A 15,074-nucleotide genomic window follows, 5' to 3' on the forward strand; every position below is an offset into this window, starting at 1 on the left:
GTATCTAATAATTAGGTACATGCTTTTTCTTTACTCATCTAGTTAATGCATGCTCGACTTTAATACATCGATCCATAATAACGGTATAACCCTTTTCTTTTAAAAAGCTATAAGCTTCCTCATTTACTAGACCTTGCTGTGCCCAAAATACATCTGCATCAATTTCAGCAAATTCCTTCGCTACATCTAATAAGAATTCAGAGCGGCGAAATACATCAACAATATCAACATGTCCCTCAATTTCTTTTAAGCTGGATACTGCTTTCACACCAAGGATTTCATCCGCTTTTGGGTTTACTGGGATGATTTCATAACCAGCGTCTTGCATTGCTTTGGAAACCATATAGGAAGTTCTTTCAGGATTATCACTTAAGCCCACTACAGCAATTCTTTTTGCCTTATTTAAAATTTCACGAATTTCATCTCTTGACGGATTTTCTACAGTCATTGTAATCCCTCCAAAATAATAATATTGAACCTTTACTAGTTTTCCCACACTTTCTTAAGTCTAACATATTGTAGAAATTATCAGTATCTTTTTGCAACCTCTTAAAAAACTTTTCTAAAGTAGAAGGACTTTATATTTAATAAAAGGAATAAGAAAATATAATTGAAAACATCATAAATAGGTGGTAACTTAAAGATACAATGATGCCAAATAATGACTAATTTATGAAAATAAATTAGAGGAATGGTTTAAAGAAGGAGAGTTTGAATGCTTGAAATTGGAATTATTATTTTACTTGCTTATTTGATAGGATCTATTCCTTCTGGTCTTATTATTGGAAAAGGATTTTATGGAATAGATATCCGACAACATGGCAGCGGAAATTTGGGTGGCACAAATACGTTTCGCGTATTAGGAGTTAAAGCAGGTCTCGCTGTTACCATATCGGACATTCTAAAAGGAACTTTGGCTGCTGCATTGCCTTTTTTCTTTCAATCTGATATGCATGCTTTAGTAGCAGGAATTTTTGCTGTCATTGGTCATACTTATCCATTATTTGCAGGATTCCGCGGAGGGAAAGCTGTCGCGACTTCTGGGGGAGTATTACTGTTTTACGCACCATTTATGTTTATTATTATGATTAGTGGTTTTTTTATTTGCTTATATCTATCTAAATATGTTTCATTATCTTCTATGTTTGCTGGGCTTGTAGCACTTATTTATTCAATTATTGTACAAGATCTCCCACTTATTCTTGTTGTATTTTTGTTACTGTCTTTTGTCGTTTACCGACACCGATCCAATATTAAACGAATCATAGATAAAACAGAGCCAAAGGTTAAATGGTTAGGATAATCTAAGGTTATTTAACAGGCATAACTTTTTTAAAAATAATATTTCATTACGCAAGTTACCGTTTATGAGTAACTTGCGTATTTTAGTTGTTCAACTTTTTGACATGAGGATGTAAAAAAAACGACATAATCACAAGGAAAAATGAACTGTTTTTAAGATAGAATAAAAGTATCAAAAATAGAAAGAGGGTAATAGGTATGAACAATAATGAAGAGAATTATCTGTATATAACCTCTCTAGATACAACTGATAATCCAGAGGATTTCATTATTGAACTCTACGATCTACCCGAAGCTCAAGATGAACCCTTAGAAGAACCGATCAGAGTCATTCATAATTTTGACGAACTGATTTTATTTTTAGAAGAATTTGATGTTTACGAACACGAGGAAATCGAAAAATCCGTTCCTGTATAATACAAAAACTGAATTATGCCCAAATATGACTTGTTAAGCCTTCTTTTTTCAGAATATCTATTTGCTTTTGACCTAGTAAATCAAAGTGCGAATAACCATTTTGTCGTTGATCAATCCATTCTGGTTTTAAGTCGTACTGTTTACCCCAGTTAATCAGTTTAGTAATATCATTACATCCGACCTTAGTTACAGTCTTACAATTGGGAAATCGCTCATCTATCCAGTAATGCGTTAGAAAAGCAATTTCCCCTTGATCAATTTTTGCTTTCCACTCCAATAATTCTTTTCTTGTGATTCCAAAGGCCAAATTAAACCCCTCCGCTTCACTTTAGCAGAGTAAAGGATCTAAAACTAAGATCCCTACTCTATTTTTTAATCTCTTCGTATTTTTGAAACCACTCAGGAAAACTCTTTTTAAATTGGACAGGCCTAAAATTATCCTTTTTAACAACAATATGAGTCGTTGTACCTTCTGCATAAATCATATCTTCTTCATTTACGATTTTATAACCATAGACTGTTTTTAAACCATCATTAGAATCTACCCATGTTTTTACAAATGCCGTATCTCCATATCTGACTGGTTTTTTATATACACAGTAAACATCATATACAGGTGCAAAATAGCCTTTTTCCTCCATTGCAACATAACTAAAGCCAATATCTTCAATTAATTGGGTCCTGCCTAATTCAAACCATTTTAAATAATTGGCATGATACATGACCCCCATCATATCTGTGTCAGCATACAAAAGTTGAATTTCTTTTTTTGAAATATACATGATTCCCTCTCCCATCTACTTACTGTTTGTCATACATTATTTTACAATATTGAATGGATTATTTACTATTTTATTAAAAGCTATCTCAATATCTATTCTCTCAATAATGGTTACTTCCTTAGGAGAGAGAGGCTTCTCTTCTGCCATCAGCCTTTGTGCTTGGACCTGTATCGCTTCATTCATTAAATTCGTGGCAAATCGACCATTTCCTGCAACGGGTTTATCTGACAGATAGGAAATAATCCAATCTTGTGCCTCAGTGGTTAAATGAAAATCAAATTGTTCACCGTATGATTTCATAATTTGAACTAGTTCAACAGGACGATAATCCTTAAATTCAATAAACTTTTTAAATCGAGATTTTAAACCTGGATTACTTTCAAGAAGTAGTTTCATTTCATTTGAATACCCTGCTAAAATGACAACTAAGTTTTCGTTATGTTTTGTCATTTCATCCACAAGTGTGTCAATAACCTCTTTGCCAAAATCTCCAGAGGACTGCCCCAACAGGGAATAGGCCTCATCGATAAAAAGAGCCCCCCCTAAGGCCTCTCGTATTTTCCGCTTCGTCTTTATAGCCGTTTGTCCCACATATCCTGCGACAAAATCAGCACGACTTGTAACAATCAAATGCCCCCTCTTCAATAAGCCACATTCTCTCAAAAGCTCTGCATATATTTTGGCAACCGTTGTTTTACCGGTTCCTGGATTTCCAGTAAAAACAGTATGCAGTTGAATCGGCACAAGGGGTAATCCATGATCCCTGCGAATCTTTTGCATTTTTACAAATGAAATAATTGAACTTATTTCATTTTTGACATTTTCTAAACCAATTAATTGATTCAATTTCCGTTCTGGGTCAATTTTAATTTCCCTTTCAGTTTGTATAAAATCATCCTTATCCAATAAAGAATAACCCAAAATATCATCATCGGCTTTATGATGAGCCCCCTTATTAAAGATGGCATCTAACATGATATTCCGAACGGTTCGTGCATTTCCAAAAGAATCGTCTACTCTTTCTTTCTCAATTCGATCCTCTAATGCAATGATCGCATCCTCGGTTAAAAGATAGTCATTATCCGCAGCAAATTTTTCCCCGATCTTGATTAGTTCTTCATTTGTATAATCAGGCAATGTTAAATGATTGGACAAAGGGAAACGACTCCTTAAACCTGGATTCGAATCGAGAAATTGTCTCATCTCATCTGGATATCCAGCAAGAATGACAGCAAATTTTCCACCATATTCTATGCCTGTCATCAGTGAAATAAGTGTGTCAATGGCTACCTGCCCATAGTCATTCCCTGATTGACCTTCTCTTTTTAAATTATAAGCTTCATCAATAAATAGGACCCCGCCTAATGCCTTTTCTACTGCTGTTCGTACATTTTCCTCTGTTTGTCCGACAAAAGCACCGACTAATTGTGAACGATCTACCTCAATGACTTCTTTTCTAGGAAGAACTCCAAGTTCAAAATAAATTTGGGCAAATAACCGAGCAATTGTTGTTTTTCCCGTTCCAGGGTTTCCCGTCAAGATCATGTTCAAACTAACTTCATCTTTCGTTTGAAACCCCTTCTCTTTTCTTATTTTTTGGTATTTGAAAAATTGATAAAAATTATTTACTCTCGATTTGATCGAATCGAGTCCAATCATATGATTTAATAACTGGAGTGCTCCTTCTTGATCGACCACTTCTTCTGATTCAATGGTGAATACTTCATTCCATTGTCTCTTTAAATCTTCTAACGCTATTAAGTGTTTTTTCATTTCATCATAGTAGGCTGACGTATAAAACGAACCAACCATTGAACCTTCATAATCCGTTGCTGCTTTTAATAGAAGTGCGACTTCCTCAAATGCCGAGTTTAATAATACTTCCACTTGATCATATTCGGGCTCATTTTTTGATTTTTTAAGATTAGATAATGATTCTATTTGATCTTCAATTGTATCTAAAAATTCCTGACAAATTGTAATATATTGTAGGACTGCCTCCCTTTTTGCTTGTTTATTATCCGTTTCCCGTATGGGAGGGAACTGTAAATCTTCAAATAAACCATCGATATTTTTCCATTCATAATGATTTAAATATTCTTTTGCTCTCATATTCGTTGGATCTAATTTAATTGCTCTTTCTAACCACGTTTGTACAATGGATTCGTTTTTACCTTTTGAAGCAGATGATACGGCTAAGAATGTTAGTAATTTTGAAGCCATTTCATGGTTATCATTTTGACTTACATTCATCTTCTGCAGTAACTTGATGATTTCACTGTCATCCTCAATAACTCCAACTTCATTTATTTGTTGATCCCAATATTGTATCTGGTCATTTATTTCATTTTGTCTTTGTAATTTGTTCATGTTTTGCACCACTTCTTTTACCTTATTTAAATATCAAAATCTATTCTATCATATTTTTTAAAAGGGAATATTCTTTGGAGATTCATTCATGGGAAGATAGAAAAAGGAGATTAGCTTAAAGACCCACTGAAAGAGCATCCAGTGGGTTGAACTTTTCATGTAAATTAGTGTGCACGGTTTTCATCTTTGATTTCTGCACGCATAGCCTCGATACTTTCTCGGCGGCGTTCATTCTTTGCCTCGACCATTGCACGATCCTCGCCACTTAGATTTTGCATCGTTTGTTCCGCTTTACGAATATTGTCATCTGTATTCACAATCATTTCTTGTAGCTTTTCAACATTATCACTTCTATCGTCTGGATTCGGTCTGTTGTTATAGCTCATGATTCATCCTCCTTTAAACCATATTTAAATAGGTATCGTTTGTTTGACATTGATTATGTTACACTAGAACCCCTAATGGATAGGGGTTTTTCGTATAGTTCCAGTAACAAAAGATTCTATTCTAAACGGAATACTACTGATTAATGATTCATTTTATTTTCAATTCGCTTGACTACCTCGTCAGCTGAAAGACCAGTTGCCTCAATTACAGAACCTTTGGTTAAAGCATCTTGCATACCCATTACATCAGTATCTAAGCCAGACACTACACAACAATCACAGTTTTGTACATTTTCTCCACTCAGTTCAACAACATCATATCCTTTCTCACGCAATGCTTGTTGAACATTAGTTAATGAATCTTCTACAGCAATTTTTTGCATGATTACACCTCCTCCATCAATAATTTTTCCTTAATTAAGTTTTATATGTATTCATTTAATATTATAGTTACTTTGATTGGTAAATCATTTGTGGCTAATAAAAAAAATAGAGAAATGCCTTAATAGACATTTCTCTTAGCTTTATTATTCACCTTTTGTCTGCATCACTTGTGCATGCTGACCAGAATTATCTTGCATTTGCTTTCCTTTGTTACCACCAAAACTTCGTGACTTTGTCCCAATATGACTTGGAACAAAGTGTTTACTATCTTTCTTTGGGTTTCCCATTTGTAATCCTCCTTGTTATGGAACATTCAAGAGTATGTTATTACCAGCCAAATGAAGCTAAGAGGTTACTCCTCAAGTAAAATTGTTTCCTTATCATAGGGCTTTTACAAATGGTAATGTATGTTATTCAGCTTTACTTAGATGTTTTTTCTCTAAGCGCTCTTCAATTTTTTCAATAGCACTTTGATCACGTAATAGTTGAAGTTTATTCTCATTAACCAATTCAGTAAAAGAACGTTTTCTTGGTTTTCTCATTTTCATTCACCTACCTTACATACTATTGTAAACGTTATTATGACCAAAAACCGTGATAATTATTACAAATTTTCGAAAATTGATTTCTTTACGACCAATTTCGACATTTATTAACTTATATTGACATTATAACAAGGAAATCATTTTATTATTGTGAGAAAAGTCACTTATTTCATTATTTTTATAAATAATTTTTCAATAAAAAAATACACTGATAAAAAAGTATCAGTGTTTTACATTTCATCTATATACTTCTTCATAATGTCTTGGGTCATAGCTGTTAAATATTTATGTCGTATTATTCCCTTCTCGTCGATAAAATAAGTTGTAGGAACTGTTAATACTTGATATTGCGAATTAACCACGTCTTTTTCGTCTAATAATATAGGAAATGTGAGACCCATATCCGTAACAAATTCTTGTACATTAAACTGTGGATCGATATTTACCGCAAGAATCACGATATCTTCACTATTTTTTTGATAAAATTGCTCCATATCTGGCATTTCTTCCTTACATGGCGGACACCATGTTGCCCAAAAATTGAGCATCACCTTTTTTCCTCGATAATCAGAAAGTTTTACCGTATCGCCCGATAAGGTCTTTAATTCAAAATCAGGAGCCTGATTGCCAATTGCTAAACCAGGAAGGTTATCCTTCGATTTATCTGGCTCCATTGCTTGTACCACAACAACGGTCATTAATCCAAGCAACAGTACAGCGGCGATCACTTTTTTTAGCAAAATCATACCTCCATTTCATTCGTTGCTATACATAGATTTACCTAAAAAGCCTAAAATTATGAAAAACATTCATTCTATTAGTTAAAAGCACCCTACGAAAAACGTACGGGTGCTTTTAAATTAGTAATCTTATTTTAATTTCTCACGAAGAACCATCTGTAAAATACCACCATGACGGTAGTAATCAATTTCTACTTCTGAATCGAAACGAACTAAAGCTTCGAATTCTTTCTTGTTTCCTTCATCATCTGTTGCAGTTACTTTTACAAGATCACGTGGACGAACATTTTCATCGATTACAACATCAATTACTTCCTTACCTGTTAATCCAAGAGTTTCAGCACTTTCGCCTTCTTTGAATTGAAGTGGTAGAACACCCATTAAAACAAGGTTAGAACGGTGAATACGCTCATAGCTCTCAGCAATAACAGTCTTAATACCAAGTAGGTTTGTTCCTTTAGCAGCCCAGTCACGAGATGAACCCATTCCATAGTCCTTACCTGCTAAGATGACTAATCCTGTACCATTTTCTTTATATTTCATACAAGCATCATAGATGGATGTAACTTCACCAGTTGGCCAGTAAGTTGTATACCCACCTTCTGTTCCAGGAGCAATTTGGTTACGGATACGGATATTCGCAAATGTTCCACGCATCATAACCTCATGGTTACCACGGCGAGAGCCGTAGGAGTTAAAGTCACGTGGTTCTACTCCGTTCTCACGTAAATATTTACCTGCTGGTGTATTAACCCCAATCGCACCTGCTGGTGAAATATGGTCTGTTGTAACAGAATCACCAAATTTTCCAACCACACGTAAACCTGTTAACGGTTCGACTTCGTCTGGATCTGGTTTTAAACCTTCAAAGAATGGAGGGTTTTGAATATAAGTTGATTTTTCATCAAATGCATAAAGTGCATCATCACTTGTTTGAATTTGATTCCAAAGTTCGTTATCACCAAACACGTTCTCATATTCTGAACGGAATAATTCTGGTGTAACAGTTTGCTTAACCACTTCATTAATTTCTGCAGAAGTTGGCCAAATATCTTTGAAGAATACATCATTGCCATTTTTATCTTTTCCGATTGCTTCGTTACGAAGATCAATGTCCACAGTTCCAGCTAATGCATACGCCACAACTAATGGTGGTGAAGCTAAGTAGTTTGCTTTTACAAGCGGGTGGATACGTCCTTCAAAGTTACGGTTACCGGAAAGAACAGAAGTTACTAATAGGTCACTCTCAGAAATGGCTTTTTCAATTTCGTCTCTTAACGGACCAGAGTTTCCGATACATGTTGTACATCCATATCCAACTAAGTTAAAACCAAGTTGCTCCATATAAGGAAGTAAGCCAGAATCACGAAGATATCCTGTTACTACTTTAGATCCCGGAGCTAAAGAAGTTTTTACATATTTTGGAACCTGCAATCCTAACTCAACTGCTTTTTTCGCCACTAATCCTGCACCGACTAAAACATATGGATTTGAAGTGTTTGTACAACTTGTTATTGCAGCAATCGCAATGGCACCCGTTTTCATTTCAACTGAGTCGCCTTCTTCAAATTGAACAGCAGCAGATTTATTAATTTCATCAGCATTTAAACCAAAGCCTTGGTTTCCTTGTGGTGCAGTTAGAGATTTATTAAATTCTTCTTTCATTGCTGATAGTGGAATTAAATCTTGTGGGCGTTTTGGTCCGGAAAGGTTCGCTTCAATTTCAGCAAGATTAATTTCTACTACATCTGTATAAACAGGTTCTAAAGATGGATCGAAGAATAACCCATTTTCTTTACAATACGTTTCAACAATTTGGATTTGTTCTTCAGAACGACCTGATAAACGCATATACTCTAGTGATTCACCGTCAACTGGGAAGAATCCACAAGTTGCACCATACTCAGGTGCCATGTTTGCAATCGTTGCACGGTCTGCTAGTGGTAATGCAGGTACACCTGGGCCAAAGAATTCAACAAATTTACCAACAACACCATGTTGACGTAATACTTGAGTTACTTTTAGAGCTAGATCTGTAGCGGTAGTTCCATCAGGAAGTTCTCCAATTAATTTAACCCCTATTACTTCTGGTACAGGGAAATACGAAGGCTGACCTAGCATTCCTGCTTCTGCTTCAATACCTCCTACACCCCAACCTAAAACACCAATTCCGTTAATCATCGTAGTATGTGAATCTGTACCAACTAATGTATCAGGAAATGCTTCGTATTCACCATTATCATTTTCAACTGCATGAACAACGTTCGCTAAGTATTCTAGGTTAACTTGGTGAACGATCCCTGTTGCTGGCGGAACAGCACGGTAGTTATCAAATGCCTTTTGAGCCCAGCTTAAAAATTGATAACGCTCTGTATTTCGTTCAAATTCTAATTTCATATTTAAACCTAATGCGTCTTGGTTCCCATACTTATCTACTTGAACGGAGTGGTCAATAACAAGATCCACTGGTTTAAGAGGATTAATTTTGTCGGGATCGCCGCCTAAATCTGCCATCGCTTTTCTTAAAGATGCAAGATCAACGACAGCTGGCACACCAGTAAAGTCTTGTAGGATAACACGAGAAGGCTTGAAAGGAACATCAATTTCTTTAACTTCGTCCGTACCCCATTTTGCTAAGTTTTCAACATGTTCCTTCGTAATGACTCTTCCATCTTGTTGACGAAGAACGGATTCTAATAATACTTTTATGGAATATGGTAATTTTGAAACCTTTCCTACTCCAGCTTTTTCTAATGCATCTAATTGATAATAATTGTAACGCTTCCCGTTTAGTTCAAATGACTTTCGGGCTTGAAAAACATCGTTTGTCGACATTATGTATTACCCCCTATTTTCAATTCTATTTATAACTATGATATACAACTTTCTTTTATTTGTCGAAAAGTTTGAATTGTGACAAACTTTTCTAACTATTTTATATTTTAATATAAGGATTAAAATATGTAAATATGAAGATGGTCTGTTTTGATACACAAAATGACTTACCATTATAATCTATAGACATTAATTGATAGGTTCCTCTAACAAATCGAATAAAGTTTCATCCATAAGAAATAATAAAATGACGGAGGTGATTCATATGAGTAAAAGAAAAGCCAATCATGTAATCCCAGGGGCTAACGCAGCAAGTGCCCAAGGAAAGGGCGCAGGTTTTAATGAGGAATTTTCAAATGAACCACTGACAGAAGCACAAAAATTAAATAATAAGAAACGCAAGAAAAACCAATAACAAAAGGAAAGACCCCTCTTTGGGGTCTATTTTTATGGGTTCGTATTAACTTCGTTGACAATACTTTGTAAATCGGATTGAAATTGTTCTAGTTGAGCTCGTTGTTTTTCAGATGCTACTTCCAATGCATTTTCAATTTGCTGATAGGCTTCATTTACTTCATTCTTTAGATGCTTTAGTTGATGACCATAACTTGCGGAATCTTGAACAATTTCATAATAAAGCTCTTCTACATCCTCTACACCCTGTTGCGCTGCTTGAAATGCTTGTTGTTTATTTTTATGGTATGGCATTTCTCTTGCCCCCTTTACAAATATGTACCGTTAAATTGTCCAACCATAAGTGAAAATATTCAGTATAAAATCGATTCATTTTCACATCTTAAAAAGGAGGAGGGATTAAACATGGTGAATAAAAACGATGGTCAAGATATGAGAAGAAACCAACCAAAACAGTCTGGTCAACAAGAGCCATTAAGCGGATCTAAAAAAGTGAAAAATCGTAACCATACAAGACAAAAAGGCAAATCCCATCATGATATGTAAACTTAAATAATTTTATTGGTAACAGAATTCGAGAAGGGAATAATTCTTACCTTCTCGAATACATTTAATTATAGAATATCTTGATTTTAACGATTAAATTGAAGCAAGACCATGAAGAAGCGTTCCCTCTTCTTCCTTTGAAACAGTTCTTAAATCAATTTGGATAACATCATTTTGAATTCTAACAATGATGGCAGGTGTATGTTGAGTCCTAAGGCGCAGTTCTAGCTTTGAAGCAGAAAATTGCTTATGCTGCAATGAAACAACATATGTAGGCAACTCAACCTCTGGCATTGTCCCTCCTCCAACTTGGCTTACGTCAGCCTTTATCGCAATTTCATATGAATCGGTCAACTTCTTCAGTTCCTCCATAAAATGAATGGTACGTTCTTTAATCTCATCTGCCGTTGACAATAAGTCACGTATGACGGGGATTTTCATCAATTCATCATTGCCTTTACTATATTGCATTAATGTCGCTTCTAAAGCAGCTAGCGTCATTTTATCAACTCGTAAAACGCGAGCTAATTGATGTTTTTTTAATTTTTCGATCAAATGTTTTTTACCAGCAATAATACCAGCTTGTGGTCCTCCTAATAGTTTATCCCCACTAAAGGAAACAATATCTGCACCCATTTTTAATACCTCATGGACAACAGGCTCACTTCCAATCCCGTGTTTACGAAAATCGTATAACACACCACTTCCTAAATCTTCGTATAAAATGACATGATCATGAAGACTCGCTAACTGGGCCAGGTCTTTTGTTTCAACCGATTCTGTAAAACCGACAACTTTAAAATTACTTGTATGTACCTTTAAAATCATTTTTGTATCTTCACTTAACGCTCGTTCATAATCGTATAAATGCGTTTTATTGGTCGTACCCACTTCTACTAATTTTGCTCCACTTTCTTCCATAATTGATGAGATCCTGAATGAACCTCCAATTTCAACGAGTTGACCTCTAGACACAATGACTTCTCGATTTGATGCAAGAGCACGTAAAATAATATAAACAGCTGCTGCATTATTGTTAACAACCATTGCAGCTTCTGCGCCAGTCATTCGCTTTACCAACTCCTCCACATGACTATGTCTAGAGCCTCGGATGCCTTTATCTACATTATATTCTAGGTTTGAATATTGCATGGTCGTTTCCATTACATGACTTGCCGCCTGCTCACTCAAACGAGCTCTTCCTAAATTGGTATGTAAAATGGTACCTGTAGCATTGATGACTCTTTTCAGGGTATAGCTGAAATAAGATTTTACGGTTTGTTCAACCTCATCAAATAAATATTCATTAAATAATTGCTTTCCAGGTTCAGGACCTGTCCAAGTACCATTTACAATTAGTGTTCTTGTTTTTTCTATTACATTTGTTAAATGAACGGTTAAATTGATTTGATCAACATTATATTGAACCGCCATTACCTGAAATCGCTTACTCTTTTGTAATTCATGCACAGGTGGTATGTATCTTAATAAGTGTTTCAAGCTTAATTCCCTCCAAAAAAATAATTGCTATTTCATTATAACATTCTTCACTTTTCATAATCTCCTGCATATTGTAAATCATAGTAAGGAGGATTAATGAACATGCTAGACAAACAGGATAAGCCTTTAGATCTAAAGGTTGTTGAAGAATGGCTGGAAAACTATTTTTTAGATCCCTTGACCTCATATTTGGATGAAACGGTTTTTAGAATTGATTTGTTTGAAACAGCTGATGAATATATTATTGAAGCTCTATTGCCAGAAATAGATAAAAACCATATTTTGATAAAAATCGAAGTTGACACCATTTTAATTGATATTGATGGTGATCATGTTCAAAAACAAAGAAGCATTTCTTTTCCTTTTAACGTTTCGTATCATGACGTTAAAGCCACCTTTGAAAACGGCATCCTAGAAGTCTTTATTTCGAAACAACGAATTGAAAACGGATTAAATCGAATCATTTCTATTTAGTTATCCCCCATATTGAAGGAAACCTAATCCATTATGACATACTTTAAGTGTTTTTTTGCAATATTAAATGCATCTATTTTTAAAAACTTGTATACTAAAATATGGAGGTGATTGCTATGAGCGACCAAGAAAAAGTTCGCCTTACTTCTTTTTCAACAAAAGCGGGTTGAGGATGTAAAATTGGTCCTGAGGACCTAGCGCAAGTTTTGCGTTTATTACCACAACAAGAAGATGTACCAGAATTGCTCGTCGGGCGTGAAACGTCAGATGATGCTGGTGTTTATCAATTAACCGATTCAATCGCATTAATACAAACCATAGATTACTTTACTCCTGTTGTAGATGATCCCTATATGTTTGGACAGATTGCTGCAGCAAATGCATTAAGTGATGTCTATGCTATGGGTGGCACCCCAAAAACAGCTTTAAACATGGTGGGATACCCCGTTAAAAAGCTAGGCGGAGAGATGCTAGCTGAAATACTACGTGGTGGATCGGATAAAGTGAAGGAAGCTGGAGCTCTTCTAATTGGTGGGCATTCGATTGATGATCAAGAGCCAAAATATGGTTTATCCGTGACTGGAATCGTTCATCCAAATAAGTTCTGGAGAAATGTCGGAGCAAAACCTGGACAAGCTCTCGTGTTAACAAAGCCGATTGGTGTCGGAATCATCACAACAGGTATCAAACGTGGTGCTGTTTCACCAGAGCAAGAAAAGATCGTTACAGAGACTATGGCCTTGTTAAATAAACTTGCAGCAGAAGTATTGAGTGATTTTTCACCAAGTGCTGTGACAGATGTAACTGGATTTGGACTCCTTGGGCATGGAAGTGAAATGGCAAGTGGAAGTAATGTAAGCTTAGTATTTGATTTCAACAAAGTGCCAATCTTAGATGGTGCCTTACAATTAGCAAGAAATGGTGTCGTGCCAGGTGGAACAAAGGCTAATTTTAATTGGTTGGAAAAAGATGTTCACTATCATGATATTGCCCCTGAAGAGCAATTAATACTTTGCGATGCCATTACATCTGGAGGATTATTAATTGCGATTGATCCAACAGGTGCTGAAAAGTATACAAAAGCATTGAAAGAGTCTGGACAAGATTCTTGGATCATTGGAAAAGTTGTAGAAAAACAAGAAAAGTTAATTTATGTTAATCGGTAAAGAGGGTTTTAGACCCTCTTTACCTCATTTTTTATTGACCAATCCAGTTTAAAAGTTTATAATAAATAGTTGTCATTAAGTCCCAGTAGCTCAGCAGGATAGAGCAACAGTTTCCTAAACTGTAGGTCGGGGGTTCGAATCCCTTCTGGGACGTAAGAGAAATCTATGAAAGTTGATTTAAAGCCATTTATCCTTTTTTTTATTTTGGGTAATGTTATGGTTTGAATCAACTTTTTTTGTTGTTTTAAGTGTTACTAGTTATGGTTGATCATTTTAATATGGTCACATACACTTGATATTCAATATACTTTGATAAAGCCATTTTAAGTTTTGTTCAGGCGAGAGAAGTAGAAAAAAACGAAAATATACCATTTAAAGTTATTAAACAATAGCAAATAAACCATTCCCCTTCTTACTTATGATAAGGGAATTTTCTTTATAGATTTTAATTGTTCCGTGGTTGTGGTTAATCTATTTATTATATATCCTAATTTCGTTTTTTCCCACAGCTGCAAGGTAAAGAATAAATTCTTCTTTTCCGTCTAGTTCCAGGACTTCATCTATTAATTTTTGGTCATAGATGCCTATAGCACAAGCTCCAGCATCAATTAATTCACTAGACAGATAAAGATTTTGGCAATTTCCATTCGGAGCGATAAGGGATAGTACTCCAAGCAAATACGACTGCAGCTTTTTCAGTATAATTAGGTACAAAGGGCTGATCCGACGTAATTTCATCAATTTGATCTAATTCAAACATAAATAGAATTTGGTGCTCAACTGGGAGATATCTGTAAATTCCTGTCCGCAATCCTTCGACCCGCATTTTAAAGAGAAAGGTTTCAAATGTATGGGTTGCTCCACTACACGGTACCGTTTTAAGAGTTAATCCTGCTTTCTTCATAGTTGTAATTCCTTGAGTTTGCCCATAACAGGTAAGATAATTCCTCAAGGACTTAATTGTTCGTCTGAATAAAATCTAGTACTTCTTCTGTTTTTGATTAGCTCATAAAATTAGATTCTTTGACACTATTTTTTATTGGAGATTGGAGTGCAATAATAGTTGAGGAAAAGTCATATGACTTTACAATTGATGGTTTTGGGATACCCTTCATTATATCTGTTCTTATTTGTTTGAATTCAGTAAAATTTGATTTTAAAAAATTCCTTTGTTTCTCAAATCTTGCCATTCATGCCATCCCCCTAGATGTCT

At 35.1% G+C, this 15,074-nt stretch carries 20 protein-coding genes and 1 tRNA gene; 7 read left to right on the plus strand and 14 right to left on the minus strand.

Translation table 11 applies throughout. From position 1 onward, the window contains the following. Nucleotides 1-34: 34 nt before the first annotated feature. The gene (locus tag Q5760_RS15070) at nucleotides 35-448 is read right to left on the minus strand and encodes a CoA-binding protein (RefSeq protein ID WP_428908455.1); all 414 of its coding nucleotides are present in this window, start codon (nucleotides 446-448) and stop codon (nucleotides 35-37) included. 267 nt (nucleotides 449-715) lie between these two features. Between Q5760_RS15070 and plsY the strand changes: the two genes are divergently transcribed. Both plsY and Q5760_RS15080 read left to right on the plus strand, forming a co-directional pair. Then, entirely contained in the window at nucleotides 716-1,303 is a 588-nt protein-coding gene (gene plsY, locus Q5760_RS15075; RefSeq protein WP_428908456.1) for a glycerol-3-phosphate 1-O-acyltransferase PlsY, read from the plus strand. Nucleotides 1,304-1,500: 197 nt separating this feature from the next. Further along, nucleotides 1,501-1,719 carry a hypothetical protein gene (locus Q5760_RS15080; protein ID WP_428908457.1) on the plus strand — a complete coding sequence of 73 codons (219 nt, stop codon included), beginning with the start codon at nucleotides 1,501-1,503 and terminating at the stop codon, nucleotides 1,717-1,719. A 13-nt stretch (nucleotides 1,720-1,732) separates the two neighbouring features. Here the strand turns inward: Q5760_RS15080 and Q5760_RS15085 are convergent, their stop codons facing one another. The 9 genes from Q5760_RS15085 to acnA form a co-directional block, all read right to left on the minus strand. Further along, nucleotides 1,733-2,026: a hypothetical protein gene (locus Q5760_RS15085; protein ID WP_428908458.1), complete on the minus strand. Its 294-nt coding sequence runs from the start codon at nucleotides 2,024-2,026 to the stop codon at nucleotides 1,733-1,735. A gap of 58 nt (nucleotides 2,027-2,084) precedes the next feature. Beyond that, nucleotides 2,085-2,501 (minus strand): acyl-CoA thioesterase, encoded by a 417-nt coding sequence (locus Q5760_RS15090; protein ID WP_428908459.1) that lies wholly within the window; start codon nucleotides 2,499-2,501, stop codon nucleotides 2,085-2,087. Nucleotides 2,502-2,537: 36 nt separating this feature from the next. Further along, complete coding sequence (locus Q5760_RS15095) at nucleotides 2,538-4,871, minus strand: AAA family ATPase (RefSeq protein WP_428908460.1); 2,334 nt, start codon at nucleotides 4,869-4,871, stop codon at nucleotides 2,538-2,540. A gap of 164 nt (nucleotides 4,872-5,035) precedes the next feature. After that, a complete protein-coding gene (gene tlp, locus Q5760_RS15100) occupies nucleotides 5,036-5,257 on the minus strand; it encodes a small acid-soluble spore protein Tlp (protein WP_428908461.1) in 222 nt (73 codons plus the stop codon). A gap of 140 nt (nucleotides 5,258-5,397) precedes the next feature. Next, complete coding sequence (locus Q5760_RS15105) at nucleotides 5,398-5,640, minus strand: YkuS family protein (protein ID WP_428908462.1); 243 nt, start codon at nucleotides 5,638-5,640, stop codon at nucleotides 5,398-5,400. A 144-nt stretch (nucleotides 5,641-5,784) separates the two neighbouring features. Then, nucleotides 5,785-5,928, minus strand: a complete 144-nt coding sequence (locus Q5760_RS15110; RefSeq protein WP_338469360.1) for an acid-soluble spore protein N — start codon at nucleotides 5,926-5,928, stop codon at nucleotides 5,785-5,787. Between the two features lie 123 nt (nucleotides 5,929-6,051). Next, on the minus strand, nucleotides 6,052-6,183 hold the full coding sequence (locus Q5760_RS15115) for an FbpB family small basic protein (RefSeq protein ID WP_428908463.1): 132 nt from the start codon (nucleotides 6,181-6,183) through the stop codon (nucleotides 6,052-6,054). A 233-nt stretch (nucleotides 6,184-6,416) separates the two neighbouring features. Continuing rightward, a complete protein-coding gene (locus Q5760_RS15120; protein WP_428908464.1) occupies nucleotides 6,417-6,926 on the minus strand; it encodes a peroxiredoxin family protein in 510 nt (169 codons plus the stop codon). Nucleotides 6,927-7,055: 129 nt separating this feature from the next. Next, nucleotides 7,056-9,761: an aconitate hydratase AcnA gene (acnA, locus tag Q5760_RS15125; RefSeq protein ID WP_428908465.1), complete on the minus strand. Its 2,706-nt coding sequence runs from the start codon at nucleotides 9,759-9,761 to the stop codon at nucleotides 7,056-7,058. A 265-nt stretch (nucleotides 9,762-10,026) separates the two neighbouring features. Here acnA and sspO point away from each other — a divergent pair, with 265 nt between their 5' ends. Then, the gene (gene sspO, locus Q5760_RS15130) at nucleotides 10,027-10,176 is read left to right on the plus strand and encodes a small acid-soluble spore protein O (RefSeq protein ID WP_428908466.1); all 150 of its coding nucleotides are present in this window, start codon (nucleotides 10,027-10,029) and stop codon (nucleotides 10,174-10,176) included. Nucleotides 10,177-10,208: 32 nt separating this feature from the next. Here the strand turns inward: sspO and Q5760_RS15135 are convergent, their stop codons facing one another. Next, nucleotides 10,209-10,469: a hypothetical protein gene (locus Q5760_RS15135; RefSeq protein WP_428908467.1), complete on the minus strand. Its 261-nt coding sequence runs from the start codon at nucleotides 10,467-10,469 to the stop codon at nucleotides 10,209-10,211. A gap of 111 nt (nucleotides 10,470-10,580) precedes the next feature. Between Q5760_RS15135 and Q5760_RS15140 the strand changes: the two genes are divergently transcribed. Then, nucleotides 10,581-10,721 (plus strand): small acid-soluble spore protein P, encoded by a 141-nt coding sequence (locus tag Q5760_RS15140; RefSeq protein ID WP_428908468.1) that lies wholly within the window; start codon nucleotides 10,581-10,583, stop codon nucleotides 10,719-10,721. A 93-nt stretch (nucleotides 10,722-10,814) separates the two neighbouring features. On the opposite strand, the gene selA is transcribed toward Q5760_RS15140, so the two are convergent. Further along, nucleotides 10,815-12,221 carry an L-seryl-tRNA(Sec) selenium transferase gene (selA, locus tag Q5760_RS15145; protein ID WP_428908469.1) on the minus strand — a complete coding sequence of 469 codons (1,407 nt, stop codon included), beginning with the start codon at nucleotides 12,219-12,221 and terminating at the stop codon, nucleotides 10,815-10,817. A gap of 102 nt (nucleotides 12,222-12,323) precedes the next feature. Between selA and Q5760_RS15150 the strand changes: the two genes are divergently transcribed. The 3 genes from Q5760_RS15150 to Q5760_RS15160 all read left to right on the plus strand — a co-directional run bounded on the left by Q5760_RS15150 (nucleotide 12,324) and on the right by Q5760_RS15160 (nucleotide 14,014). After that, nucleotides 12,324-12,695: an Hsp20/alpha crystallin family protein gene (locus Q5760_RS15150; protein WP_428908470.1), complete on the plus strand. Its 372-nt coding sequence runs from the start codon at nucleotides 12,324-12,326 to the stop codon at nucleotides 12,693-12,695. Nucleotides 12,696-12,811: 116 nt separating this feature from the next. Beyond that, nucleotides 12,812-13,861 (plus strand): selenide, water dikinase SelD, encoded by a 1,050-nt coding sequence (selD, locus tag Q5760_RS15155; RefSeq protein WP_428908471.1) that lies wholly within the window; start codon nucleotides 12,812-12,814, stop codon nucleotides 13,859-13,861. A 79-nt stretch (nucleotides 13,862-13,940) separates the two neighbouring features. Beyond that, a tRNA-Arg gene (locus tag Q5760_RS15160) sits at nucleotides 13,941-14,014 on the plus strand. A 463-nt stretch (nucleotides 14,015-14,477) separates the two neighbouring features. Here Q5760_RS15160 and Q5760_RS15165 read toward each other — a convergent pair. Together Q5760_RS15165 and Q5760_RS15170 are read right to left on the minus strand one after the other, a co-directional pair. Then, nucleotides 14,478-14,765 (minus strand): hypothetical protein, encoded by a 288-nt coding sequence (locus tag Q5760_RS15165; RefSeq protein WP_428908472.1) that lies wholly within the window; start codon nucleotides 14,763-14,765, stop codon nucleotides 14,478-14,480. A 97-nt stretch (nucleotides 14,766-14,862) separates the two neighbouring features. Next, nucleotides 14,863-15,051, minus strand: coding sequence for a hypothetical protein (locus Q5760_RS15170; protein ID WP_428908473.1), 189 nt, complete (start codon nucleotides 15,049-15,051; stop codon nucleotides 14,863-14,865). Nucleotides 15,052-15,074: the final 23 nt, after the last annotated feature.

The organism is Niallia sp. Kr1, from assembly GCF_050389805.1.
GTDB lineage: Bacteria > Bacillota > Bacilli > Bacillales > Cytobacillaceae > Bacillus_BD.